The sequence below is a fragment of the Rhodococcus sp. YH3-3 genome (assembly GCF_001653035.1).
Taxonomy (GTDB): domain Bacteria; phylum Actinomycetota; class Actinomycetes; order Mycobacteriales; family Mycobacteriaceae; genus Rhodococcus_F; species Rhodococcus_F qingshengii.
The window spans coordinates 1-23237 of record NZ_BCWH01000008.1; the positions used below are offsets into that span (position 1 = coordinate 1).

The window sequence follows — 23237 nt, forward strand, 5'->3', positions numbered from 1 at the left end:
GGAAGGACTTCCACATGATTACCAAGCTTGAATTCTTGTTCAGAGAAAGTTGCGTTTTCGGCACGGCATGGACCGACAAGTACGACGGACCCCTGGCCAGAAATGGTTGTGACACACGCATTATCTGCACGCAGTTTTGACATATCTCAAAACCTTGCTGGTAGGCCCCCATTGTTCGATGTCGACGGTGTGAGTTATGTGAGTGACGATGGTCAGTTCGTGTGACGGTCGACCGGTTCGACCGCACGGATAGGGACGATGGCATGTTCAATCACGCACGTGGCCGGTTGATTGGGTTCGGTGGATGTGTAGCACACCTGGTCTGATGTCGGGATTTCCCGACAATCATCCTCATGAGTTTTGTTGATAAGAGTGCAGATCCTCTGCACTGCATATGATTTAGGAGTTTCACGTTGCATAGTCGCTTGGTGCGTTCCCGTTCCCTCCTGGTTGCCGTCACTGCCTTGGTCGGGTTGTCGATTTCCGGTTGCAGTACGACGTTGGCGGATGTGATCCCAGCAGGATCGTTGTCTGTGGATAGCCCTGGTCAGCACGATGTTGATGTGGCTTCTTCCGTTGCGCTGTTGGAGACGCTTCCGGTGAAGGGGCGTGCTCCGAAAACTGGTTACAGCAGAGATCAGTTCGGTCAGGCATGGTCTGATGATGTCGATGTGGAGTTCGGGCATGACGGGTGCGATACGCGCAATAATCTGTTGGCTTCGCGGCTGACTGACGTGGTCTTCAAAGAAGGAAAGAAGCAATGTGTTGTTCTCTCTGGCACGTTGGCTGATCCTTACACTGGAAAGACGATCAATTTTGTTCGGGGACAGGATACTTCGACTGCGGTTCAGATTGACCATGTGGTCGCGTTGAGCGATTCGTGGCAGAAGGGTGCGCAACAATTGAGTCTTCAGGAGCGCACGAATCTGGCGAACGATCCCCGAAATCTGATCCCGGTGGATGGACCGACGAACGCGAAGAAGTCTGATTCCGATGCCGCATCCTGGCTTCCCCCGAACAAGGCGTACCGATGCACCTACGTCTCGAAGCAGATCACGGTGAAGTCGGTCTACCGCCTGTGGGTGACTCAAGCAGAGAAGGATGCGATGTCTGCCGTATTGTCCGCGTGTTGATTCACAGTTCCGCGTAGATTCCGATGCTTGCTGGGGTGTGTTCTTATGTGCCGATTGTGAATCGCTCTGGGTTCGGTGGAGACTTCTGGCCTTGGAAACGAGGATGGAAGCATGCCGAATGAACGGGTGTCAGGGAGGCCGACGATGCGGCGGTATTCGCCGGAGGAGAAGGCCGGTGCGGTGCGGATGGTCCGGGCGTTGCGGGCCGAGCTGGGGACCGAGCATGGGACGACAGCGCGGGTTGCCTCGCAGTTGGGTTACGGGGTCGAGTCCGTCAGGTCGTGGGTCAAGCAGGCCGATATCGATGACGGTCTGACTGTGGGAGTGAGCACCGCCGAGGCCGATCGGATCAAGCAACTCGAGCAGGAAATCCGAGAACTGCAGCGCGCCAACGAGATATTGAAGCGTGCGGCGTCTTTCTTCGGGGCGGAGCAGGGCCGCCAGCACAAGAGATGACCGCGTTCATCGATGCCAATCGCGGCGATGTCATCGCGGGTCGGCGGCTTGGGGTCGAGCGTATCTGCAAGGCCTTGCAGATACCTCCGAGCAGCTACTACGCCACCAAAAGCCGACCGCCGTCAGCTAGATCGGTCTCCGATAGCCGGTTGCGGCCGGCGCTACGGGGGTTGTGGGAGGAGAACTACCAGGTATATGGGGTGCGGAAACTGTGGAAAGCAGCCCGAAGATCGGGCATCGATGTCGGCCGTGACCAGGTCGCGCGGCTGATGCGTGCCGAGCAGATCGCTGGTGTGCGGCGAGGGAAGAAGGTGCGTACCACCCGAGCAACGGCCGGGGCGGATCGGCACCCCGATCTGGTTGGGCGGGATTTCACTGCGACTGAGCCGAACCAACTGTGGGTCACCGACCTCACCCACGTCCCGACCTGGGCGGGAATGGGCTACGTCTGCTTCATCACCGACGCTTACTCTCGGATGATCGTGGGCTGGCGCGTCGCGGCGAACATGCGCACCCAGGTAGTGCTCGACGCCATCGAGATGGCCCGCTTCAGTCGCGGCACACGGTTGACCGGGCTGCGCTGCCACAGCGATGCGGGCAGTCAATTCACCTCGGTCCGCTACGGCGAACGGCTCGCCGAACTCGGTGCAATACCGTCGATCGGGACCGTGGGCGATTCCTACGATAATGCTCTCGCCGAGAGCGTGAACGGCTACTACAAGTACGAACTCATCTACGGCCCAACGCATCCTGGTCCATGGCGCAGCATCGACGACGTGGAACTGGCGACACTGTCGTGGGTGCACTGGCACAATCACAGGCGGCTGCATGGTCACTGCGGCGACATCCCGCCAGCAGAGTACGAGAAGACGTTCTACGCTACTGAGCAGGGTGAGCAGGCCTTGGTTGAAATCAAATAGCCAGAGCCTCCATCAGACCCAGGGCGATTCAATTGCTTCGATTCGTCGTGCTGGAGAAACGCTTTGAACCATCCTTTTGAGTGAGGCGCGGGCGGCGGTGAGCTCGTCCTGGAGTTCTTCGGTTCGTGTTGTCATGGTGTCGGCGCGTCTGCGTTCGGAGTCGAGGTCCGAGCGCAGCTCGGCTGCTATCTGTTCGAGCTCGTGGATACGGGCGAGCAGTGTGTCGTGCGGCAGGTGTTCGAGTTGGTTGCCGAGTAGTAGTTGCACTTTGGTCTCGAGCTTGGTTCGGTCCGTTCGTAGCGCCCGAACTTCCTCACGCGCCATCAACAGTTCGGCGTGAAGACTGTCCGCCGTAGCGGACGTGCGTCCGGCGCTGCTTCTGGTGGCGGTGTGGGAGTGCTCTTCTGTGGCGCGTTCGACGGCGGTTCGAATTGCTGCGGTGTTGTAGATGAACCATGGAGAAACGCCTGCGCGACGCGCTATTTCGCTGATGTTGATGCGTTCGCCAGCGGATGAGAGGTCGGCGATGACTGTCAGCGTTCTGCGTTGTTTGTCAGCGCTGTCACGTCGACGGGAGGCGATGAGCCGTTGGGTTCGTATGTCACGGTCATCGGCAGTCATCGTTGTTCGTCCTCGTTCGTGTGGGTGGTTACGGACTCGAGCGGTATGAAGGCAGCTGCGGTCCTCGCTTTCCTCAGTTCGCGGGAGGCGTTGTCGATGACCGCGCGTTGGTCTGCGGGCAGGTCGGCAAGCATTGCGTCCATCGACGAGATGACGTCCGTGAACGCGTGAATTTGGGCGTCGAAGTTGGTGATCACCCACGACGCGGAGTCGGTGGCGATTGCAGTTTCTTTGTCTGTGCGCAGCTCTGCGAGATGCTGCTCGATTGCGGGCCGGTAGGACGGGTCCGGTCGGTAGAAGGAGCATCCTGCGCACTGGAATCGGATCGGGCAGTGTTGGCCGCCGGCTTTGATGTTCGAGGGTTCGGTGCAGTTTCCGAAGGGCACGGCCACCGACTGTCGCTCGTACTCCGTTACCGACGTGAATCCCGCCGGTCGTCCGTGCCTGTCGATCGCGAACTTCGAAATCTCCTCGGTGGCTTGGCGTTTACGTTTGAGTGTGACGGAGAAGTATCCCATGGTCGTGTCGACGCTGCGGTGATCCATCAATTCGCGTAGGACGTCCACCGGTGTGCCGTTGTCAGCGTGCCGCTGAGCGTAGGAGTGCCGCAATCCGTAAGGAGTGATCATTGATCTGTCGTAGAGAGCTGGGTTTCCGTCATCGTCGAGTCTTTCGTCGACAAGTTCCGGGATTGCATCGATCCAGATGGCGAAGGCCCGGGACCCGAACTGCGCACCGCTCAAGTGCCCGCGGCGAATGTTGTTGCGGGTTCCCGGCGTGGGAAAGAGCCAGTCGCACAGTGTGTCCGGAACAGACAGCGATTGAAGGTGGTCGAGCCATTGGTCGATCACGGTTGCCGTTGCAGTGCTGATCGGCAATCTACGCCCCATTCTGCGACGTTTACGGTTGTCGTAGACGAGTGTGGGCTTGCCGTCGACCCAGTCCAGGCATGAGCGTTTGAGCCCGACGATCTCACTCGGGCGTCGACCGGTGTCCCGGATGATCTGGTAGACCGTCTGATACATCATGGCGTAGTCGTCAGGGTTCCAGCCCGGCGCGGAGTACGTGGAGTGCCTACCCAGCAGCTCGAGGTGTTGATCGAGTTGTGCGATGACATGTTCGGGGATCGTGCGTCCGAAGTCGTCCTCGCTGGTCTCGACCTGGGCAATTGTGTGCGAACGCAGATCGAGTGCGAAGGAGCCGGGGATGTCATCCATTGCGCCCGTGCGGCGTGAGAACTCGAGAAGTCGGCGCCACCACCCGAGCAATGATCGTCGATGGGTGAAGGAATGGGGCTTGCCCTCTCGATCGGCGCTGGTGCGGAAACCCTCGACGACAGCGCTCATGTCACCGTGGTCGAGTAGTTCGGGGTGATCGCCGTTCGTGCGCAGCGAGAGTTGCCGTGAAGCGATTTCGGCGGCATGAACGGTGTGCCGCAGTGTCGTCACGGGTGGGCGTACCTCGCGGCCGAATTGTTTGGTGATCTCTCGAAGCCATCGCTGTCTGATCTCTCGGAAGTCCACAACGCCACCGGCCGCACTGTATCGCCGGTCCGGAGCAGCTTGCAGGCCCACGACGGCAGGTTTCCACACGTCGGCCATGGTGGGATCAGTACCGGAGTACACGACGTGCGCCCGCTGCAGATGTGTGACCAACGACCGGAACACACCACCGGCTGCAGCTCCGAGTGCCTTCTCGAACTGGCGATTTCCGGCGACATCGAGCAGTGAGCGACAATCCGGTGGGAGGTGGGAAACTATGCTGCGGATCCGCATCGGAACCAAGATGATCTGATCACGGTCACGCTGCTGCACTCCGTAAATAATCTCCGCCGCAACAGTGCCGTTCACCTCACTGAGTTCGAAATCGACTTTCGAAAAGGCTTTTTCGTCTCTTCGTGGAACCGAATCGGGGTCGAATGTCCGGTCGAAGAATGAAGGTGAGGTCCCGTTGAGCTTGCGGTGGCGTTCGCACCGCCTGCAACGGCGGTCGAAGATTTCCACGACCGTCATGCATCGGTCGACTCGGCACAGATAGACCGCTGTCATTTCGTTGTCGACGTCTCCGGTGAATACCTGTCGGCGTGAATCCCATTCCGCGACTCGCCATTGCGGGTCGATTCGTTCGATCAACCACGCTTTCCAGGTCTGTTCGTTTCCAGTCGAGAGGGCTCTTGACTCGACGGGTAGAGCGGTGATGCTCATATGCCCACTCTTTCCACTGCCGCCCTCAGGTCCTCCGCGTCGGGGTGTTGATAGATCGCGGTCGATGCTCGGCTCACATGACCGAGCAACGACTGAACCACGTCGATACCGGTGCCGTTGCGCGTCCAGATTGTGGCTGCCGTATGCCGGAACATGTGGGGCCGCAATCGGAAACCGGCACGGTTGCCGATCCTTTCCACAATCTGTTTTGCGTTCGAATACGACATCGGCGAACCGGCGTGATGCCCGAGAAGGTTGACGAACACGAAGTCCGAGGTCATTGCGGTGGGCACGCTGTCTCGTTCGAGAAGGTACTCGCGATACTGAGTGACCACCTCGTCGCTGACCGGTACGACTCGGGATTGTCCTTTAGCGCGGGCACCGTTCGAATTGCCTTCACGCCGAACAACATGAACATGAGGTCCACGTTCCTGGCATCCCAGATGAACCGAGGTCGGAAGGAAATGCAGGTCGCTACGGCGCGAACCCAATGCCTCTCCGATTCGGAGTCCGGAACGAACCAGCAACAGCACCAGAAAACGGTCTCGTTCGGTGTTCGCGGAGTTCAGAGCATGCGAAAACTGTTCTTCAGTAATAATTTCCGGAGGCTTTACGACTTCCGGCGCTTTGAGGGTTCTGGCACGAATCAGCCGATGCTGACCGGATTCACCTTCGTGGAAATCGCGGGGTGCGTAGGCCAGGTACTTGGGCTGGGACAGCCCAGAAACAACATCTGCGGAGACCAATCCACGCATTCCGCAGAACCTGAGGAATTCGACGACAGCGGTCATCACTGCGTTGACCGATCTGCCGGAGCGCAGCCGGTAGTGGACGGTTGGGGTGTGTTCGACGGCGAATTTGAAACGAGTGAGTTCACCTACACGAATCTCGTGCCAATCCAGTCCGCGACCGGCAGTCCAGTTCAAGAACCAACAGACCCGAGGAACGTATGCGCTATGTGTCAAGTCAAGTGAGACAGTGACGTTCAGTTGATCTGCGATTCCGAGACCGGTTCGTTGATGAAGAATACGGTCGGCATCTCGGGCGGACTTGGCCGGCGCGAAAACCGGGCAGGGTTCGCGACGTAAGCCTCGTTCAGAGTGATCTGCCGGGCCTCGTCGACCGCGTCAGCGGTCCCGAAGTGCACCGACGCCGGCGTATGCCAGGCAATTCCCGAATGACGGTGAATATGGTTGTACTCGTTGAAGAATCCTTCCAAGAACACTCGTGCATCATCCAGTGATGCAAACGAAGTCGGGAAATCATGCAGGTATTTCAGAGTCTTGAATTGCGACTCGGAGTACGGGTTGTCGTTCGATACTCGCGGTCGTGAATGCGACCGGGTGATGCCGAGGTTGGTGAGCAGTTCCGACACCAATCCTGAGGTCATCGAAGTGCCGCGGTCCGCGTGGACGGTGTGCGGGGCGATGCCGTTGCGCTCGATTGCTTCCGCAATGAATTCAGCTGCCAATTCAGCACTTTCGTGTGCAGCCACGATCCACGACGGGTTGTAGCGAGAGTAGATGTCGATCAGTACGTACAGGTGAAACCACACGCCCTTGGTGGGCCCGCGAAGTTTGGTGATGTCCCAGGTCCAGACCTGTGAAGGTCCGTCGGCGAGGAGTTCGGGGATCGCCTTCGGTGGATGTGTCGCTGTTCGTCGGCGTTCACGGTTTTGTCCGGCCGCGGCGGCGATCCGATACATGCTCGACAGTGAACACCAGTAGTTTCCCTCGTCGAGTTCCCGCGCCCAGATCTGACATATGGCCAGGTCAGCGTTCTTGTCGCTGTTGATGACGGTCAAAACTTTCGCTCGCTCGGATGCGGTGAGCGCTTGGCCGTTGTCCGGGATGGGTCTTGGTTTCCGGGGACCTTGAACGGGTGGTTGCTGGTGACGGTAGTGGGTGGCGCGGGATCGCCCGATCAGGATGCAGGATCGCCTGGTGGGGATTTCGGCGGCTCGCAGGTCGGCGAATGTGCTGTTCAGTGCGTCTTCGGTAAGGGCGGTGTGTCCGTGCTCTCGGAGATGGATTCCAAGAGCACGTGAAGTTTTCCCATGATCTCGAGCGCGGCCTCCGTCTGCGTCAATTGCTTTGCCAGACGAGCGTTCTCGCGTGTCAGTCGGGCCATTTCCTTACGTGTCGCGGCGTCGGTGTCGGGATGGGCGACCGCTTTCGATCGAGACTTCCCGGCCGCTGCGGTTCTGGCTTGGGCCCATTCTCGGAGTTGAGATTGGTACAAACCTTCGCGGCGCAGGACTGCAGATTTCTCTCCGTGTGGGGCGTTGTTGTATTCGTCGAGGATGCGGTTGCGGTATTCAGTGGTGAAGGTTCTGCGGGTCGGTTTCGGGGCAGGATCCGCCGGCGAATCTGACGGTGTTTCGGGGTTCGGGCTGCTCATCGGTGGTGCTCGTTTCATGCCCTCAGTGAGTGATCTCGGTTGCCTCCGAGTGTCTCACTAAATCCTGACAGAGAGGGATGCGCGGATTGTTTGAGGTGACCTTCCGGCGCCTTGCATGAACAGCACCCACTCGGAAGCCTCCGCGACCGGGCGCATGGATTCTTCGTCCACGATCACCCAACCCGACTGCCCCGTCGTCGGTGAAATGACCTTCTCTACAGCACACGACATCGCCACTCCTATGGCTGTCCCACCTGTGATATAGACGCTATTAGATAACCATGAGGGACAGGGCGACCGACACGCCGTGCCTACCGTGCCTTCATCCTGATGCGGCGCTAGAGATAACACGCAATGACGTGGGCCTTGACCCCGGAAACTGGACACGGGGTTTGTGATTACGCGGCTTTCTGCAGGCTATCGGATGTGTGAGCGTTTTCGTAGTCGGCAGGGCTGAGATAGTTGCAGTACGAGTGCCGGCGTCGGGTGTTGTAGCGGGTGATCCACCGGAACACCGCGAGCCTTGCCGCCCGGGGCGATTCCCAGCGGGCTGCGCCTTGCAGCGTTTCGCGTTTGAGTGTCGCATTGAACGACTCGGCCAGGGCATTGTCCGCGCTCGTGCCCACCGCTCCCATCGATTGCGCAACACCCAAATCCGCGCAGATCATCGCGAAACCCTTTGAGGTGTATTGACTTCCGCGATCGGCGTGGAACACTGCACCGGCAAGACCGCCGCGGGTCAGTGCTGCGGCACCTAAGGCATCTTCGACGAGTTCGGTACGCATGTGCTCGGCGATCGACCAGCCCACCAGGCGGCGGGAGAAGCAGTCGATCACCGTGGCCAAATACAAGAACTCATTGTCCCCGCATGGCAGATACGTGATGTCACCGACGTATCGGGTATTCGGTGCGATCGCGGTGAAATCACGGTTGAGCAGGTCCGGCGACGGAGTGTCGGCTGGTTCGGCGATGGTGGTGCGGTGTTTTCGGCGCAGTCGCAGGCCCTCGATGTTGTTGGCGCGCATGATCCGTGCGATCCGTTTGTGATTGATCCGCTGGTCGGCGGGTTGTCCGTGATTGATCTCGGCGGTGATCCGGGGCCGCCCGTAGGTGTTGTCCACCGTGTGGACGGCGCGGATCTTGTCGGCGAGTTCAGCGTCGGCTGCGGCCCGGGCGGCTCGTTTCTCGGCGGCGTTGATCCATGCGTAGTACGACGAGCGGGCGATATCGATGACCTGGCACAACCGCTTCACCGGGTAGGTGTCGGAGTGGTCTGCAACGAACTGGAAGCGGTTCACCAATTCGTCTCTCCGGCGAAATATTTGGCCGCCGACCGCAGGATGTCTCGCTCAGTTTCGAGCTTGGTTTTCTCCGCGCGTAGGTGTGCGACCTCGGCGCGGAGCCTGGCGGCTTCCTGCTCGGGTGTCTCGCCGGTGCCGGGCCCCGGAGCGGTGGCGGCGGGTCTGCGGATCGGGATACCCGCATTTCTCAGCCATGTGGTCAGGGAGCCGTGGGATACGCCGAGATCGGCGGCGATCCCGGCTACGGTCGCGCCGCCGGTGTCGCGGTACAGCTCGACTGCGTCGCGGCGGAACTCTTCGGAGTAATTTTTCTTTGCCATCGGGTTAGATCTTCTCGCTTTCCCTGGTCTGAGACCAGGATCAAGCGTGTCCAACCCGCGGGGTCAAGGCCCCGTCTTGAAAATTCAACTTGTCGATGTCGCATTCAAGCCCGGAACTCGCGACTGCAAAGTTATCGCCGGCACGCTTCACGACCCGTACACCGGAACCGATATCGCGTTCTCCACGTCCAATCCTTCGGCCATTCAGATCGACCATGTCGTGGCACTTTCGAGAGCCTGGGATGCGGGGGCAGCGAATTGGACTCCGCAGCAAAGGGTGAACTTCGCCAACGACACGGACGTCAACTTGCTTGCCTCCCAGGGCAAAGCAAACCAATCGAAGTCCGATCAAGGCCTCGACACCTGGCTTCCCCCCAACGCTGCATTCCAATGTGACTACGCCATCAGATATCTCACCGTGGCCGTGAAATATCACCTGATGATCACTGCCGCCGATGCCGGCGCGGCGCGCAGTGCATGCGCACAGAAATGAGGAGAAGTAGATGAGTTCTACCGATGGTGATGATCACATCCGCTTGTCGAACGGTAGACGACGAACCCGCCTCAGTCGGGCAATCGCGACGATAGGTTTCGCCGCAGGCGCCGCACTCATGGGAGGTGTGGCGACCGGAGCCTGGCTCTACTTTCTCGGGTTCTTCGCGTTGATCCCAGTCGGCGTGGCCGTCGGCAACGGCATCAGTGGGGCCGTCGACCGGGGAGAGCCGATCCGACTCGTCTCCTTCATCCCGGTTCTGGTCAGTGCTGTAGCACTGGGAATCATCATCTACCTCGTGTTCTCCGGCCGTTTGTCCGAGATCCTGACCTTTACCACCGGTCCTATCGCCTGAAACCAAGGCGCAACGGGTGTCCTGCGTTCGACTTTTACGGACTCTCGATGTTGTTCGGCTTCAATCTCGAAATCTCCGCACGGAAACGATCCCAACCTCTCGGAAAAAAGGAATTCAGCCATGACGAGCATCGACAGCGCAGACATGCAGGGCGCCGTGGTTTCGAACCAAGAACCCTGGCTGCACCTCGAATCCGCCCTACGGGATATTCCGGTGCCGGGCTGCTTCAAATCCCTTACCTGCAGTGAGCACGCCGCGCTCGCTGAGCGCGTGTCTCTCGCCGAGCGCGTGTCTATCCTTGCGTTGCAACCTGACCCGGTTGACGTCCGTGGATTTGCGTACCCCGCTGGCGTACGCGGCACCCTCCAACGCGCCGCACAGATCCACGCCGCCCTCGCCGCCCTTCCACCTGATGTCCTACTAACTACGTCTTCTGAGGCGCAGTCGTGAGCAATGAATCGGGTGTTGGCGACCGAATCGCACCCTGCTCATCACTCTCGGTCGCTGCAACCGCGCTCGAAATTGGGCACCGCGTGCAATTCGCGGAGTCCCGGCGATGGTGGAGGGTGCGAGCCACATCCGGCGATGGCAGGTTCGCGATCCTTACCAGCCCGTTCAACCTCCGCAGGGTCCCGTACTACACGATCCTCGATACAGAGCGCGGTGTGCGCGGCCCGGACGACAGAATCTTCTGCAGCGGTTACGAAGACGACGGCGACATCGCAGATCGGATGCGCGAGCTGATCGCCGGAGACATCGAGGTGAGCCGCAGGCGGTCGGTACAGAGCCGCATCGTTGCGGTCCTCCCGTCCGCCGATCGGCGTACCCCCGGGACCGATTCCGCCTCCTGACACCTACGAACGGTCCTCGAAACTCGACATGACACGACAGGAGTTACCCGCTCATGACTCAGACATACCGCCCCGCAGAAGTTTTCCCCGACCCGGCCGAACGGCGACTCCGAGCAATGCTCGCGGCCCTCGACGATGCCCTCGCCGGGATAGCTGATGCACGCGAAGAACTCCGAGGGCTCTACACAGGCCCGAGAACGTACCCAGAAGAGCTGGAACTGTTCCTCGCCGCCGAAGCCGACAATCAGGACATCGCCACCCACCTCGCCTCCGCAGCCCGCGATATCCGTGCCGCGCTCGCGATCCTTCACAGCACCACAACCACGGCCGTGTCGAACTGCTCGACGTCGCTGCATCCACATACCCACAAGGTGACAGCTGCCGCTGACGTGAGGCGAACGAACAAGGCCCACATCGAAAGGGGACACCACAGATGACCGCCACCCCAGCCGACGCCACCGCGCACCAGCATGGCAACGGATCCCTCACCCCCGCAGCGGAACCGGCAACAGGTTTCGACGCCGATAACCTCACAGCCGCAGACGAACTCGCGATCGACATCGGAAGAGTCGCGATCGAAGCCAGTGAAGGTGTCCCCTACGGCTCAGAGCCCGACGAGTTCTTCCTGGAAGCAGGGAAAGCTGTCTTCTACTGGCTACAGCTCAACGGTCACCGGCGCATCACCACTGAAGAGGCGGAAGAGATACGACAGGTGTCGAATTGCGCGCTTCAGTACGGCAACATCGCCAGCCGAGAAGCCGCCCACCGTCTGCTCGCATGGTTCCTGGCAACCGAACCCGCCAAGGCGTGTCCCGATATCGGTACGGCAACCGCCGACAATGTCGGCGGTTCAGATGGTTCCGCCCCTGCCGAACCTGCGGAAGAGGAGACGAATGCGAAGGCGGTAACACGGTGCCCGTTCTGCTTCGGACTGAATGGGTCTCACAACACGATTCACGAGCGCTACCCGGCCGGCGGCGGCGGAACCAACAAACCCTGCCCGAACTCCCTGCCAGCCGTTACAGAAGAAGTGAAGACGCACTGCCGGTGCGTCACGCCGGACTGGTACCACGATGGGCTGGACTCGGATATCGACGGACGCCTGTGCCGCCGGTGCCGTCTGCGGCAGGACATCCCGTACAGGGATCTCGTCAACTCGCCGGTTGCCCGTACCGCAGTGTCAGCGTTCAGTGTCGCTGCACTAGCCCTACGAAACGCCGTGGAAGTACTGGACCCTCACGAAGGTGGGGATTGGGAGCACGCGTGGCAGACGATTGCAGATCTCGAAGACTGCGCCGGCCGCTTCGACGCAAGTGAGAGAACGGAAGTGAGGGAAAGTGGTCGAGAAAATCGCTAAGCATGGAAGACACGCTACGAGTCGGGCGAAACTGGGCACGCATGTCCTCAGTCCAGTCGGCCCCGAGAATTTCAGTGAGCACTACTACGGAGTGCGAATCACCAGTACCCCACTGGGCAGGCTGCGCGGGCTTTTCAGAGAGTGGTTCCTCGTTCCACCCGACTTTCATCCAGCGATACCGGTGTGCATCTACGGACATGGCGTCGAACCTAAACGTATTGCCGCGGCGATCAACCGGTACGCCCGCGAAGCAGAATGGGAACGTCGGCCGACGTTGAGACAGATCATCGACGGGATCGACGAACGGTGGATCAGTGGCACTATGACGAACTCGGAAACAGGGTTGGTGGTGTACGCGCGGCTCTGCCTGAGATTTGAGGAGCGGATCCGTGGCGCAGTTCCTGTCACCATCATTGCTCCGGAGCCAGAGACCATGACAGTGGGGGCAACTGGCGGAGCTCTGGTGAATCCGGGAGTTGACAATTGACGATGTCGATCACCGTGAACTGTGATGCGTGTGGAACTACTCGAGAAGTTCCGGTGAACTACTTGTCATCGTGCAGTGTCGTGAGATCCGCGATCGAGCCAGGGTGGACACATTCCGTCGACGAGAACTACTGCTCGAATTGCGCTGCAGTGAGGGCGCAGACGTGGCCTCGAGAATCCGAGGGAGGGACTCCATGAGCATCACTGAAATTCGGCCACTAGGTGCCGTTGATGGGGTGAAGGCTCCTGTGTCTCACTCGATTCATGCGATTCCCGGTAACACCACTCTCGACGAACTCACGGAATTCGCGTGGAAGGATCTCTCGACTCCCGACAAGGCGATTGGTGCATACCGGTTGGTGTCTCTCGCCGATGACCCTGATGTGTGGGAGCAACTCGGCTCTCTCACTTACGCGCGATTCGTCGACGTTGGTGCATTCGCTGCCGTCTATTCCGAGGGGCGCTGGATACCGCTCTCGTGTGGGCAATGGCTGGTGCGCACACACGACGATGACCTCATCGTTGTCTCCGACGAGGACCTCCGGCTCGGGTACGAGTTACTCGGGTGAAAGAAAAAGAGCCGTCGGAGCGCTCGCCAGGGAAGGTCGTTGACCTGGTCTTATGTTCGTCGATTGCTTGCAGGCACCTGAGCTGTCCAGGTCCGTCTCTACTGTCCGGATCGCACTGGAAAGTCCCCGCGGTCATCGAGACAGTTGTTCCCCTCGGCCGCACCAACATCCGGCAAAGGAAGACATCATGGACATCGCATCACTCATCGTCGGCGTCGCAGTAGCCGGCGCATCGGCAGCGCAGGGAGCTGGCGTAGAGCCAGTCATCACCGACACCATCACCTCGGTAGTCGAGGAACAGGCACCGGCTGCCTCCCAGTTCATTCCAGATCCGCAGCCGTACCTGGACCAGGCAACAACTGCCCTGACGCAGCTGCAGGAGCAGATTCCTCCTGCGTGGCAGTCCGAGGCGGAAAGTGCGCTACCCCCGGAACTGAAAGACGCTGCGGCGCAGATACAAGAGATCCTCCCGCCGCAGGCACAGGCTCTGATCCCCGACGTCGCCCTTCCTGCTCCCGGACCGGACTCGGTTCCGCCGGCCGTGTCGGCGCCGAACGGATCCGCTGTCGAAGACGCATCGGCGAATGACACGACACCTGCCGGAGGGCCTGCGCTTCTGCCCTCCGTGTTCAGCGCACAACCATCTAACGCTGCCGGGATACCCTCGCTCACAGGCCTGTTCGCACCGTCGGCGGTGCCGGATTTGAAGTTCGATCCCAACCTTCCTCGCAATGTTGAGTTCGCTCGCGCTGTCATCGAAGCTGCGATGCGGGCACTCGGACTTCCCTACCAGTGGGGCGGCGGTTTGTTGACCGGTCCGTCGATGGGTGATGGAACGGGCGGCCCGATCGCCGGTTACGACTGCTCCGGACTGAGCCGCTTCGCGTACTTCATCGGAAGCGGCGGAACCAAGGTGCTGCCTCGGACGTCGCAGGAGCAGTTCCGCGCCGGACACCAGATTCCGATGAGCCAGGCACAGCCGGGTGACCTGCTGTTTGGGAATTGGCAGGCTGACGGCGCCAATCATGTCGCGATCTATCTCGGCGAGGGCAAGATGATCGAGGCACCTCAGACCGGTCAATTGGTGCAGATCAGCGCAGTCCGTTCGGACATGATCCCGGCCAGGTTCCTCTGATGACGGACCTATCTTCCACTGTGAGTAACTGCCGGGCCGAGCGGCCAGGTCGCAGTGTTTCGACGCTCAGTGGTGTCGGGGCCGCCGCCCTGATCCCGGCGGCGCTGACGACGCTGTTGATTCAGTGGGGGCCTGCAGTGACGGCTGCGCTCACTCACAGTGGGAGGGGATGACAGTGACGGACAGCGCACCCGACAGCACAGCCGCGGGCCACTACGATTTGCGTAACGACAGCAGAGAACCTCAACAGAGCACCGCTGAGATTGATGCGAGCACAACCTCGAGTGAAGGAGATACCACTGCCATGACCGCGACAACGCCGTCAAGCCACAAGAAGGCGCTGGAGACAGCACGCAAGGCCGCAGAATCGTTGGCGCAGGAGGCGATTGCAACGAGAGTCGCTCTCGTCGGTGCCATCGGCGAGGCGGAAGCTGAGCTTGCTGCCATCGACGCGGCACGGGTTGAGGCAGAGGACACGATCCGCCTCGCCCACGAACGCGCGATCGCGGGCGGGTGGACCGTCAAGGAACTCGCCGCTATGGGATACAACGCACCGAAAAAGAAGAAGGCCGCAGCGTCGAGCAAGCGATCCTCGTCGGCGCCGGCAGAAAACACGGCCGCCGCGAATGCACCCCAAACGTCCGAACAGAATTCCGCGCACGACAGCTCGGCCTAAAAAACGCACACCACGTATACCCCCGGTCCGTCTACATCGGGACTCGTCGCTGCGCCCGCAAAAGCGTGAGAAAGCAGCCCGCCGGCGCACCCTTTCTGATCGATGTGTCGTAGCCCTCGGCTAATCTCGAATGTGCGACGAGCAGCAGGTCGCCACACCGACCCAGACCGCAGCACCATCGGCGGTCCTGATCTTGTGAGGGAATATTCCCCACGAGATTGGTCGAGGTGGCGGCCTGCTGCTGTTTTTGTCGCCGTATTGAGAGGGCAACGCCGAGTTGCAAAGTGGGGTCGCGGACGGCTGCACATGTGTGAAAGGTTGTGAGCGGGTCAACACGAACCCGCCAATTCTTTTAGGAGCCAATTCTCATGGTTACAGTTCAGGGTCCGACTTTTTGGGCTGACCGAGCTTTGTCGCGCGTCGACCAATCGGAGCACGTGATGGGAACGGACATGGAGCGCGCGAAAGTTATTGCGATGCAAGCACTGGTTTATGCGACGCTAGCGACCTCCAGTGTCGAGGTCCAGGTGTGTGACTGAATTGGTGAGGGAATCGTGGTGCTTCCCTCGCGAAGGTGAAAACTGTTTGCGCGCAGTCCAATAACGCCGAAAGCGTAGCTTCTTTCGAGCGTATGTGGTTTCGAGGTCAGACGAATTCGCGGATCCGCGGGAGGACTCGGGCGAGTTCTTCGAAAAGTGCAGGCCATCCGCGTCTGAGTCTGGTGATGCGGCCGCGTTCGAGGAACGCTCCGTCGAGGATGTGTGAGACCCGTAGGTGCTGCTCGGACGTGCCGAGTCGGCGGAGCTTGTCGTAGACGGGGTTGACGGGAAGGTCGTGCGCGGCGATGTGCGTCCAGATGTCTTCGCTGCTCCAGTTCCAGACCGGCCCGAAAACGTGTGTGCCGTCGGCACGGTCGAGGGCACCGCCATGTGTGAGTCGCTGCTGCGCTGCTGTGGTGCAGCAGTCGGTGCAATCTTCGGTGACTCGGACGTTGAGAGCGTTGTAGTACATCGACCAGCGTCCGGTCCCTTTCGCTGATTCGTCGGCACGTACACCCCAGATCTCGCCCGATCCGTGAGCCTGGTGGGCCGCGCGTGAGGGTGCTCCGATGAGAATGTCGCGGAGCGCTCGCGTTGTTGCTCGTGTGGGCAGGCGGTGATCCCATTCGCCGGAGTCCGCGAGAACGGTCAGCAGGGGTGGGTCGGCTCGGTGCACTTCGAGATTGAGGTTCCATGCGTCGGCGAGGTCGGCGATGTACTCGTAGGTCTGTGGGTATTCGAGCCCCGAATCGAAGAAGACGACAGGAATGTTCGGCTCGACCGCTGTGGTCAGGTGCAGGGCGACGAGTGAATCTTTGCCGCCGGAGAAGGCGAGATATCCGTCGTGATTGTCGAGGTGTTCCTCGATGCGCTCCTTGATCGCGGCCAGGTTCGGACGTGGGCGCCGCAGTGCGCGCAGTGTGGTCAGATCTAGTCCGTCCGCGCGAGGGGTGCCACTCATATCTCTGCCGCTTCCTGGGTGCTCGATGAGTATTTCTGGCGTTGTTGTCACACGCGGCCCTTCGGCCGGATCTTCCTGTGTATGTAAGGCCTCGAAGCCGATCCGACTCGGGGCACCTGCACAGGAGGACGAGCGTGATGAAAGAAAAACTACAGGAGGTGACCTCGTGCGTGGAGGTCGTAGAGGCGGCGTTCGCATCGACGAATCGTTCATCTGAGAAGGACCCACTGCAGAGGGGGCGGTGTGCGCGCTGCGCGAAGGCCGACACACCGATCGAGCCCGCGCGGTCGGCGATCTCACGGACCTTCACCGCATTCGACTCGTGGAAGGCTCCGACCGAGAAAGGTCTCTGCGCACCGTGCCGGTGGGCGTATCAGACCCCGGAGCTGCGAACCCGAATGCATCTGATCACCACCGCGCCGGCGATGACCGAACTGACGCAGCCGCGCCTGGCCCGGACCTTGTCGGCACCGTTGACGTCTGAGATCGCGCTGGTGGTGCCGTTGCGTCGCCCGGCCCGCAAACACATCCTGCCGCACGCCCGGTGGGGGGCTGTTGCCGTCGAAGACACCTCCTTGCCGTGGTCGGATCGCGATGTCGCAGCAGCTGCCGCGATGCGCCGACTGCGCTCTCACGGCTTCGGCGAACGCATGCTCGGCGAGAGCGCAGCCCCGTATGCAGTGCTACGCACAGTGCCGGCGCGTCGGTGGCCGGCGATCTTCGAGGACTGGGATCACCTGTCCCCGTACCGCCACGTCGACCGATGGTGGGCATTGGCGCTGTTGGCCACCAAACCGCCTCGCAGCAAGGCGCACGCATGACGACGCCGACCGACCGCTGGCTCGCTGCCGCTCCCGCAGGCCTCCCACAGCTGCACGGTGTGGAGAACGTGGCCGAGCGGCTGCTGTTGCTGTTGCACTACGGCGTGGACTGGGATTCGTGGGTGGGCCGGCGCCGGGCGACGTACTGGACGCAGCATTTGCCGAACCGAGTCCGCGTCGCGACGTACGTCGGAGGAGCCGACCTCGATCGTTGGTGGTCGGTTGTCTCACGTTCGCTCGAATCCGAGCCGCGAACAACCGACGAACGGCTGGAGCTGGCCGCTCTTCTGCGCGCCGAATCGGAGCCGGTCCTGACACTGCTGCGGGAGCGCCCCACGGCCTATGTCCTGCGCACCCGCATCGTGGCCGAATCAGTTGCCGCTGCCCGCGCCGCGAGGAAGGTCAGCTGATGCGCTCGACCGTGAGATGGGATGTCGAACTGACTGCCCTGTCGTCGATCTCGCAGAAAGGCGAGGAGTCGGAAACGACGACGACACTGTTTCGCCGCGAACCGATCCTGCAACCGGACGGGAGGAAAGTGCTGGTACCGGTCGTGTCGGGGAACTCGCTGCGGGGAGCATTGCGACGCACCGCCGAGGAGTTGTTCCGCGATGTGATCGGCTACGAAAGACAGATACCTCTCTCCGCGGCGCACGCACTGCGCAACGGCGGCAACCTGAGCAAAGTCGCCGGCGACTCACTGACCGGCCGCCGGCGTCAGCGCCTGCGCGAGTTGGTCCCGCCGATCAGTCTGTTCGGAGGAAACGGAGGCGGTGCGCCGCCGATCGACGGATGTCTCAAAGTCGGCAAAGTCGTTCCCCGAGTGAAGGAAACAGAATCGATCATGAGCAGGCCCTACCCGGGAGTGCTGATGTCGCAATTCGAGCTCATGTCCCTGGAAAGTTACAGCCGCTTCGACGACGCCGGAACCAAATCCTTCCCTGCGCCCTTCGATGCCGACACCGTGCCCGGGTCGGGAACTTCGGCGCACCAGACGTCGATGTTGATGCGCTTCGAGGTCGAGACATTGCCCGCAGGAACACATTTCGAAACATTCCTGAGGCTGGACCGGGCAACCGACCGCGACATCGCCTTCTTCAGTGACGTGTGGGAACGATTCTCGCGAGACGGCTTCCTGGGTGGGCGCAGCGCGATCGGGCACGGCAGAGTCCGCGCCGAGTCGGAGCTGACCGTGTTGACCGGCCCCGGCCCGCAGGTCGCGGACTGGCGAGCGGAACTGGAACCGCTACGAGAAGACGTGATCGAGGCACTGGGGTGGCTGACATGAACTCAGACAACGCTTTCGCTCCCTTCCTGGTCAGGGCGCATCTCTCATCCGGGTTGGCACATGCAAGCCCCTGGGGGATCGCCTTGGACGGCATCCTCGCTGCGGAACTGTGGGCCGACCACAAAGCGAGCGCCCTCGACCGCGGCGCATACGTGCCGGCGCTCTCGCCGCAGGCGACCCCGCCGGATCTCGAATTGCCTCTCGCGCACTGCACTCTGGCTGGCGCGGACTGGCATTGGTGCGCGACGTGTTCGTTCCCCGAAGACCCGGCAGGAGATCCGGTAGTGCGGCACTGGGCGAGCAGAACTGATCACCGAGGGCTCGAGGAACTCGCGGCGAGCGTGCCGGCAGTGATCTCGGACCGGCAGGGCCGCTACCGGGCGAGGTACATGCCGTTGATGATCACCAACTCGCGAACTGTCACTTGGCGCGGTGTGGGTGACCTGACGGCCGTCGCGGCGATATTGTCCGGTCTCGATGTGATCGGGAAGAAACGCGCACACGGGGAGGGCCGAGTTCTGCGGTGGGAGTTCGAGAACCGCGCAGGCGAGGATCCGTGGGAGTTCTCGCACGAGCACGCCGACGGGACGCTGGGACGCACGACACCGGCCGCATGTGTGGCCTCGCGAGATACGCCGGTCACCTCGGGGTTCGGGTTGGCAGGTGTTCGCCCGCCCTACATGCACCCGACGCGGATGCGCGAACTCCACCTGCCGCTATGACGCCCAAGTGACACCACACCAAAGGGCGGGCTCCGGCCCCTATCTGGTGTGATACCTCCATGACATTTCTCCAGGATCTAATCGCGGCAGCGGCAGGAGATACCCCTGTGCCCGAGCTGCTACGAAAGGTTAAGGTGCTCGGCTCCTTAACTGGCGCGGTTGAGCTCGAGAAATGGGCGAATTTAGAGGCTTCCGGGTACAGGCCCGGGGATGATCTGCCCGCGTATCGCGGCCCGTTTCCTGCAGTGGTGCGTGGTGATTTCATAAGCAGGTGGGGGAGTCAGACCACAAATGTTCCAATTGCCGAGATCACATTTCCTGAGAATTTCCGTGGTGGCCCGTTGTTCACGTTGACCTTCGATCAAGGTGCTGCCCAGATCAAAAACTGGGCTGACAAGGCTGGGGGGATTTCATTTGGTTGGGTGCCCGATGCGGTGGTTGCTTACAACCTGATGGTGAAGCAAGGGACTGCCAAAGCAATCATGGAGCCAGGTTGGGGCTTGGTGGCAGCAAATATGCACGCGGACCAGAGCCAATTGGAGGGAATCATTGAGGAGATCCGCAATACCGCTCTCAACCTAGCGCTGAAATTGCAGAAGGAAACTCCGAGCCTGGGCAGTCCGGGGGCGGGCCGCAGCACGAATGAGCGTGCCTCAAGTGTGGTCAACAATTATTTTTACCTACAGCACTCGAATCTTTCGGGCTCGAACAACGTCCTCGGAGGCTCGGAATTCAGTCAGAAGATTGCCCAGGACCCCGAGCCCGCCGGGGAGTGATTGTCTAGAGCTCAGCTCACTGGCAGCCCGTGATACAGCAAGACCGCGTTGGTGATAGCGGTCGCGATCGCCGGCAGCACAGTGGCGGTTTGCTCGTCCAACCACTGCTTGACGCGAGATCCGTATCCTTGCCCCGGCTCGGTGGCGTCATCGTCTGCGATGGCTTGAAAAAGCTCTTCCAAGCTCTCGGCTGATACGCCGGCACCGATCAGTGCTTGTTTGAGGGTTTCGCGATCGCCCTTCGCGGGGGTTCCGATGCTTTGGGTGAAGTCCGAACTGCCGATGGCGATGTTCGATCCGGACAGATCGGCGTTGGAAAGATCAAATTTATTGGAAATGACAGTCTCCTTTGAGAGCCACATCTGAGTGGTTGTGCCTGAATATGCACCTCGGGAATCGTACGACTTTCGCTTCAATGCCGACGTCGACTCAGGCTGTCCAGGTCCGCGGCTACCGTTCGCCCATCAATCCGAGAGGCCGATGTGTAGAGGAGTCGTGGTTGCTATGACCATCACCGAGATTCACCCGGGCGATACCGCTGGGAATGTCGAGTGGCAGGAGCGGGCAGTGTGCCAACGCACTGATCCCGAAGCATTCTTTCCTGAACCGGGAGAAGCTGTCCGGCCGGCGAAGCGGGTCTGCGCAGGATGCGAGGTTCGTGTCGACTGCTTGGCATTCGCATTGGCGAACGACGAGCGTTTCGGTGTCTGGGGTGGGTTGACCGCCTCGGAGCGGCGTCGTCGCTATCCGCGGGTGCAACAGTGACCACCCACGTGGACTTCACCCATACCTCGTACGAGGAGGCCGCGAGGTATGCCGATTCCATCAAACTCGCTCGGTATATCTGGGATCGAGGGATTTGCGGCACCGAGCTCCTCAGTCTCAGTGGAGCTACCTGCCGAGCGCTCGCCAAAGCGGCTGTTGTGAATCCGCCTTGTACCTCGGAAACATGGGCGACGGTGGCGGATCTTGTGGCCGAACAATCAGCGTGGGCGGACGCTCACCCGGATGATCCGGGTTCTGTTCCGCTGCACGCAGACGAGCATGAGGCGTGGATTTCGTGGATCCGTCCGGCAAGCGAAATCGGTACCTCGCGTGGGTGATCTTCTGTTCATGGCAGGTGCCTCGATGACATGCCTGTTAGGTGTTGCCGGCCTCACCGTTGCCCTTCGAGGAGCAAAGGATGCGACTGACGAAGACGAAGTGCTCGGGCCTGCAGCAGAGTTGATCCAGGAAATGCGATGAACGACGCGCAGGTCACGCTTTTCGACATCGAACTGCGGGGTGTGATTGCTTTTCGAGAGTGGTCAGAGCGCATGATCCCGGCGATGTGGACCGCATCGTGGGATTGCGCAGGCGGGATACAGAAGGGCACAAGATTGAGCGGATGGCAGTGTCCGGCCTGCCGAGTCGTCGAGCCCAACGCGTATCTGCTCGACAACAATCACGGGATAGACCCTGAACGGCCTGGAAGAGAAGATCGGCTGACTCGGTGTCTGCGTATGGAGCTACGTGAAAGTACGGCTGATGGTCGGCGTGCTCAGTGAGTGTCCTGCAGTCTCTCGCCTGAAAACCGCGCGAAATCAGAACCACCCACGCAGAGTAGAGACATGAGTGGCGGTGACAGTCTGATTCGGGACCAGTGTGACGGTCTGATTCGGGACCCACCCGGGCTTCGGCGTGGCGTCGTGACGGCTTGATCTGGACCCACTTCCGTGGCGTCAGGAGGACCCGCATCCAGCGGTCCTCGCGGCACCGGAAGTGGGTTTCGGGATGAGGGTGCGTGTGGAACTGTTCGCTGCGATCCGTCGGGACGCCCGGGTCGAGGGCATGTCGATCCGAGCGCTCGCACGCAAGCACCAAGTCGGACGCGGCACCGTTCGCCGGGCCCTCACGTCCGCGGAACCACCGCCGCGGAAGACCCCGGTGCGTTCCTCGCCCCGGTTGGATCCGTTCAAGTCGGCCATCGACGACATGCTCCGCGCCGACCTTGAGGCGCCGCGGAAGCAACGGCACACCGCCCGCCGGATCCACGTCCGCCTCATCGAGGAACACGACGCCATTGAGGTGTCGTACTCGACGGTTCGCGACTACGTCCGCATCCGCCGCACGCAGATCGGCCTCGAAGCTGGCCGCCGGGTCGAAGTCATGATCCCCCAGGAGCACGCGCCAGGCGCAGAAGCAGAAGTCGACTTCGGCGAGCTCTACGTCATCCTGGCCGGGGTGAAGACGAAGGTCTTCCTCTTCACATTCAGGTTGAGTTACTCCGGGAAGGCGGTGCACCGGATCTACGCCACCCAAGGCCAAGAGGCGTTCCTCGAGGGCCACATCGCCGCGTTCAACGAGATCGGCGGCATCCCCGCCCGGCACGTCCGGTACGACAACCTCACCGCCGCAGTCACCCGGGTCGTCAACGCGCGCGGTCGTGAGCGGGTAGAGAACGACCGCTGGGTGCTGTTCCGCTCTCACTTCGGGTTCGACGCGTTCTACTGCCAGCCGGGCATCGCCGGGGCACATGAGAAGGGCGGTGTGGAAGGCGACGTCGGCCGGTTCCGCCGCCAGCACCTCGTGCCCATGCCCGTCGTCGACTCGCTCGACGAGCTGAACGAGAAGGTCCGTGCCTTGGACGCCGCCGACGACCGCCGACGGATCTCGTCGCGGATCCGGACCGTCGGCGAGGACTTCGCGACCGAACGCGAGAACCTCGCGCCGCTCCCGGTCGAGGGGTTCGACCCCGGGCTGATGCTGAACCCGATGGTCGACCGCTCCGCGATGATCACCGTCCGCATGGCCCGGTACTCCGTCCCGGCGCGGTTCATCCACCGCCGCGTCCGCGTCTCCTTGCGCGCATCC

At 61.1% G+C, this 23237-nt stretch carries 30 protein-coding genes; 22 read left to right on the plus strand and 8 right to left on the minus strand.

Annotated elements, in window-relative coordinates:
• The first annotated feature begins 428 nt into the window (after positions 1-428).
• Both YH3_RS33835 and YH3_RS33845 read left to right on the plus strand, forming a co-directional pair.
• The gene (locus YH3_RS33835; RefSeq protein ID WP_174519535.1) at positions 429-1133 is read left to right on the plus strand and encodes an HNH endonuclease family protein; all 705 of its coding nucleotides are present in this window, start codon (positions 429-431) and stop codon (positions 1131-1133) included.
• A gap of 111 nt (positions 1134-1244) precedes the next feature.
• A protein-coding gene (locus YH3_RS33845; protein WP_231783803.1) for an IS3 family transposase occupies positions 1245-2509 on the plus strand; the annotation gives its coding sequence in 2 pieces (ribosomal slippage) (positions 1245-1548 and positions 1548-2509; 1266 coding nt in all).
• 12 nt (positions 2510-2521) lie between these two features.
• On the opposite strand, the gene YH3_RS33850 is transcribed toward YH3_RS33845, so the two are convergent.
• The 6 genes from YH3_RS33850 to YH3_RS33875 all read right to left on the minus strand — a co-directional run bounded on the left by YH3_RS33850 (position 2522) and on the right by YH3_RS33875 (position 9355).
• Complete coding sequence (locus tag YH3_RS33850) at positions 2522-3130, minus strand: DUF6262 family protein (protein WP_064445081.1); 609 nt, start codon at positions 3128-3130, stop codon at positions 2522-2524.
• A complete protein-coding gene (locus YH3_RS33855) occupies positions 3127-5334 on the minus strand; it encodes a site-specific integrase (protein ID WP_058037609.1) in 2208 nt (735 codons plus the stop codon). Before YH3_RS33855 ends, YH3_RS33850 begins: the two co-directional genes overlap by 4 nt.
• Positions 5331-6299: a tyrosine-type recombinase/integrase gene (locus YH3_RS33860; RefSeq protein ID WP_154100410.1), complete on the minus strand. Its 969-nt coding sequence runs from the start codon at positions 6297-6299 to the stop codon at positions 5331-5333. The genes YH3_RS33855 and YH3_RS33860 overlap by 4 nt, the downstream gene beginning before the upstream one ends.
• Before the next feature lie 20 nt (positions 6300-6319).
• Positions 6320-7138, minus strand: coding sequence for a DDE-type integrase/transposase/recombinase (locus YH3_RS33865; RefSeq protein WP_081377669.1), 819 nt, complete (start codon positions 7136-7138; stop codon positions 6320-6322).
• Between the two features lie 179 nt (positions 7139-7317).
• A complete protein-coding gene (locus YH3_RS33870; protein WP_064444968.1) occupies positions 7318-7734 on the minus strand; it encodes a transposase in 417 nt (138 codons plus the stop codon).
• A 398-nt stretch (positions 7735-8132) separates the two neighbouring features.
• A protein-coding gene (locus tag YH3_RS33875) for an IS3 family transposase (protein WP_085989823.1) occupies positions 8133-9355 on the minus strand; the annotation gives its coding sequence in 2 pieces (ribosomal slippage) (positions 8133-9049 and positions 9049-9355; 1224 coding nt in all).
• 46 nt (positions 9356-9401) lie between these two features.
• Between YH3_RS33875 and YH3_RS33885 the strand changes: the two genes are divergently transcribed.
• From YH3_RS33885 to YH3_RS33930, 11 genes are all read left to right on the plus strand, one after another.
• A complete protein-coding gene (locus YH3_RS33885; protein WP_238592785.1) occupies positions 9402-9848 on the plus strand; it encodes an HNH endonuclease family protein in 447 nt (148 codons plus the stop codon).
• A 10-nt stretch (positions 9849-9858) separates the two neighbouring features.
• Complete coding sequence (locus YH3_RS33890) at positions 9859-10203, plus strand: hypothetical protein (RefSeq protein ID WP_125053224.1); 345 nt, start codon at positions 9859-9861, stop codon at positions 10201-10203.
• Between the two features lie 120 nt (positions 10204-10323).
• Entirely contained in the window at positions 10324-10653 is a 330-nt protein-coding gene (locus YH3_RS33895; RefSeq protein WP_064445083.1) for a hypothetical protein, read from the plus strand.
• A 116-nt stretch (positions 10654-10769) separates the two neighbouring features.
• Positions 10770-11054 (plus strand): hypothetical protein, encoded by a 285-nt coding sequence (locus YH3_RS33900; RefSeq protein ID WP_125053222.1) that lies wholly within the window; start codon positions 10770-10772, stop codon positions 11052-11054.
• A 53-nt stretch (positions 11055-11107) separates the two neighbouring features.
• The gene (locus YH3_RS33905; RefSeq protein WP_064445085.1) at positions 11108-11491 is read left to right on the plus strand and encodes a hypothetical protein; all 384 of its coding nucleotides are present in this window, start codon (positions 11108-11110) and stop codon (positions 11489-11491) included.
• Positions 11488-12411 carry a hypothetical protein gene (locus tag YH3_RS33910; protein ID WP_064445086.1) on the plus strand — a complete coding sequence of 308 codons (924 nt, stop codon included), beginning with the start codon at positions 11488-11490 and terminating at the stop codon, positions 12409-12411. Before YH3_RS33905 ends, YH3_RS33910 begins: the two co-directional genes overlap by 4 nt.
• Before the next feature lie 91 nt (positions 12412-12502).
• Positions 12503-12898: a hypothetical protein gene (locus tag YH3_RS33915; RefSeq protein WP_082920798.1), complete on the plus strand. Its 396-nt coding sequence runs from the start codon at positions 12503-12505 to the stop codon at positions 12896-12898.
• 193 nt (positions 12899-13091) lie between these two features.
• A complete protein-coding gene (locus YH3_RS33920; protein ID WP_064445104.1) occupies positions 13092-13466 on the plus strand; it encodes a hypothetical protein in 375 nt (124 codons plus the stop codon).
• Between the two features lie 187 nt (positions 13467-13653).
• Entirely contained in the window at positions 13654-14601 is a 948-nt protein-coding gene (locus YH3_RS33925; RefSeq protein WP_064445088.1) for a C40 family peptidase, read from the plus strand.
• Positions 14601-14774 (plus strand): hypothetical protein, encoded by a 174-nt coding sequence (locus YH3_RS36350; protein ID WP_164490669.1) that lies wholly within the window; start codon positions 14601-14603, stop codon positions 14772-14774. The genes YH3_RS33925 and YH3_RS36350 overlap by 1 nt, the downstream gene beginning before the upstream one ends.
• 131 nt (positions 14775-14905) lie before the next feature.
• The gene (locus YH3_RS33930; protein WP_238592786.1) at positions 14906-15277 is read left to right on the plus strand and encodes a hypothetical protein; all 372 of its coding nucleotides are present in this window, start codon (positions 14906-14908) and stop codon (positions 15275-15277) included.
• Positions 15278-15922: 645 nt separating this feature from the next.
• Here the strand turns inward: YH3_RS33930 and YH3_RS33935 are convergent.
• Positions 15923-16777, minus strand: coding sequence for a phosphoadenosine phosphosulfate reductase family protein (locus tag YH3_RS33935; RefSeq protein WP_064445089.1), 855 nt, complete (start codon positions 16775-16777; stop codon positions 15923-15925).
• Positions 16778-17175: 398 nt separating this feature from the next.
• On the opposite strand from YH3_RS33935, the gene YH3_RS37045 reads away from it, so the two are divergent.
• From YH3_RS37045 to YH3_RS33960, 5 genes are read left to right on the plus strand one after another with little or no spacing between them, the layout of a single operon-like run.
• Positions 17176-17598 (plus strand): hypothetical protein, encoded by a 423-nt coding sequence (locus tag YH3_RS37045; protein ID WP_238592787.1) that lies wholly within the window; start codon positions 17176-17178, stop codon positions 17596-17598.
• Positions 17595-18008, plus strand: a complete 414-nt coding sequence (locus YH3_RS33945) for a hypothetical protein (RefSeq protein WP_003941562.1) — start codon at positions 17595-17597, stop codon at positions 18006-18008. Before YH3_RS37045 ends, YH3_RS33945 begins: the two co-directional genes overlap by 4 nt.
• Positions 18008-18886: an RAMP superfamily CRISPR-associated protein gene (locus YH3_RS33950; RefSeq protein ID WP_011331662.1), complete on the plus strand. Its 879-nt coding sequence runs from the start codon at positions 18008-18010 to the stop codon at positions 18884-18886. Before YH3_RS33945 ends, YH3_RS33950 begins: the two co-directional genes overlap by 1 nt.
• On the plus strand, positions 18883-19608 hold the full coding sequence (locus YH3_RS33955; RefSeq protein ID WP_064445090.1) for a hypothetical protein: 726 nt from the start codon (positions 18883-18885) through the stop codon (positions 19606-19608). The genes YH3_RS33950 and YH3_RS33955 overlap by 4 nt, the downstream gene beginning before the upstream one ends.
• A gap of 59 nt (positions 19609-19667) precedes the next feature.
• A complete protein-coding gene (locus YH3_RS33960; RefSeq protein ID WP_064445091.1) occupies positions 19668-20384 on the plus strand; it encodes a hypothetical protein in 717 nt (238 codons plus the stop codon).
• Positions 20385-20395: 11 nt separating this feature from the next.
• Here YH3_RS33960 and YH3_RS33965 read toward each other — a convergent pair whose 3' ends face one another.
• On the minus strand, positions 20396-20746 hold the full coding sequence (locus YH3_RS33965; RefSeq protein WP_064445092.1) for a hypothetical protein: 351 nt from the start codon (positions 20744-20746) through the stop codon (positions 20396-20398).
• Positions 20747-20888: 142 nt separating this feature from the next.
• Between YH3_RS33965 and YH3_RS33970 the strand changes: the two genes are divergently transcribed.
• The 4 genes from YH3_RS33970 to istA form a co-directional block, all read left to right on the plus strand.
• Positions 20889-21149: a WhiB family transcriptional regulator gene (locus YH3_RS33970; protein ID WP_064445093.1), complete on the plus strand. Its 261-nt coding sequence runs from the start codon at positions 20889-20891 to the stop codon at positions 21147-21149.
• Positions 21146-21487, plus strand: a complete 342-nt coding sequence (locus tag YH3_RS33975) for a hypothetical protein (RefSeq protein WP_064445094.1) — start codon at positions 21146-21148, stop codon at positions 21485-21487. The genes YH3_RS33970 and YH3_RS33975 overlap by 4 nt, the downstream gene beginning before the upstream one ends.
• Positions 21488-21625: 138 nt before the next feature.
• The gene (locus tag YH3_RS35360; RefSeq protein ID WP_082920792.1) at positions 21626-21931 is read left to right on the plus strand and encodes a hypothetical protein; all 306 of its coding nucleotides are present in this window, start codon (positions 21626-21628) and stop codon (positions 21929-21931) included.
• Between the two features lie 226 nt (positions 21932-22157).
• Positions 22158-23237, plus strand: a 1080-nt coding sequence (gene istA, locus YH3_RS33980) for an IS21 family transposase (RefSeq protein ID WP_154100412.1), incomplete at its 3' end; no start/stop codon positions are given.

Excerpts from the sequence above, each read along its gene's own strand:
- YH3_RS33850 (WP_064445081.1), bottom strand. The coding sequence starts at position 3,130 with ATGACTGCCGATGACCGTGACATACGAACCCAACGGCTCATCGCCTCC.
- YH3_RS33855 (WP_058037609.1), bottom strand. The coding sequence starts at position 5,334 with ATGAGCATCACCGCTCTACCCGTCGAGTCAAGAGCCCTCTCGACTGGA.
- YH3_RS33870 (WP_064444968.1), bottom strand. The coding sequence starts at position 7,734 with ATGAGCAGCCCGAACCCCGAAACACCGTCAGATTCGCCGGCGGATCCT.
- YH3_RS33890 (WP_125053224.1), top strand. The coding sequence starts at position 9,859 with ATGAGTTCTACCGATGGTGATGATCACATCCGCTTGTCGAACGGTAGA.
- YH3_RS33895 (WP_064445083.1), top strand. The coding sequence starts at position 10,324 with ATGACGAGCATCGACAGCGCAGACATGCAGGGCGCCGTGGTTTCGAAC.
- YH3_RS33905 (WP_064445085.1), top strand. The coding sequence starts at position 11,108 with ATGACTCAGACATACCGCCCCGCAGAAGTTTTCCCCGACCCGGCCGAA.
- YH3_RS33910 (WP_064445086.1), top strand. The coding sequence starts at position 11,488 with ATGACCGCCACCCCAGCCGACGCCACCGCGCACCAGCATGGCAACGGA.
- YH3_RS33920 (WP_064445104.1), top strand. The coding sequence starts at position 13,092 with ATGAGCATCACTGAAATTCGGCCACTAGGTGCCGTTGATGGGGTGAAG.
- YH3_RS33925 (WP_064445088.1), top strand. The coding sequence starts at position 13,654 with ATGGACATCGCATCACTCATCGTCGGCGTCGCAGTAGCCGGCGCATCG.
- YH3_RS36350 (WP_164490669.1), top strand. The coding sequence starts at position 14,601 with ATGACGGACCTATCTTCCACTGTGAGTAACTGCCGGGCCGAGCGGCCA.
- YH3_RS33930 (WP_238592786.1), top strand. The coding sequence starts at position 14,906 with ATGACCGCGACAACGCCGTCAAGCCACAAGAAGGCGCTGGAGACAGCA.
- YH3_RS33935 (WP_064445089.1), bottom strand. The coding sequence starts at position 16,777 with ATGAGTGGCACCCCTCGCGCGGACGGACTAGATCTGACCACACTGCGC.
- YH3_RS37045 (WP_238592787.1), top strand. The coding sequence starts at position 17,176 with ATGCATCTGATCACCACCGCGCCGGCGATGACCGAACTGACGCAGCCG.
- YH3_RS33945 (WP_003941562.1), top strand. The coding sequence starts at position 17,595 with ATGACGACGCCGACCGACCGCTGGCTCGCTGCCGCTCCCGCAGGCCTC.
- YH3_RS33950 (WP_011331662.1), top strand. The coding sequence starts at position 18,008 with ATGCGCTCGACCGTGAGATGGGATGTCGAACTGACTGCCCTGTCGTCG.
- YH3_RS33955 (WP_064445090.1), top strand. The coding sequence starts at position 18,883 with ATGAACTCAGACAACGCTTTCGCTCCCTTCCTGGTCAGGGCGCATCTC.
- YH3_RS33960 (WP_064445091.1), top strand. The coding sequence starts at position 19,668 with ATGACATTTCTCCAGGATCTAATCGCGGCAGCGGCAGGAGATACCCCT.
- YH3_RS33965 (WP_064445092.1), bottom strand. The coding sequence starts at position 20,746 with ATGTGGCTCTCAAAGGAGACTGTCATTTCCAATAAATTTGATCTTTCC.
- YH3_RS33970 (WP_064445093.1), top strand. The coding sequence starts at position 20,889 with ATGACCATCACCGAGATTCACCCGGGCGATACCGCTGGGAATGTCGAG.
- YH3_RS35360 (WP_082920792.1), top strand. The coding sequence starts at position 21,626 with ATGAACGACGCGCAGGTCACGCTTTTCGACATCGAACTGCGGGGTGTG.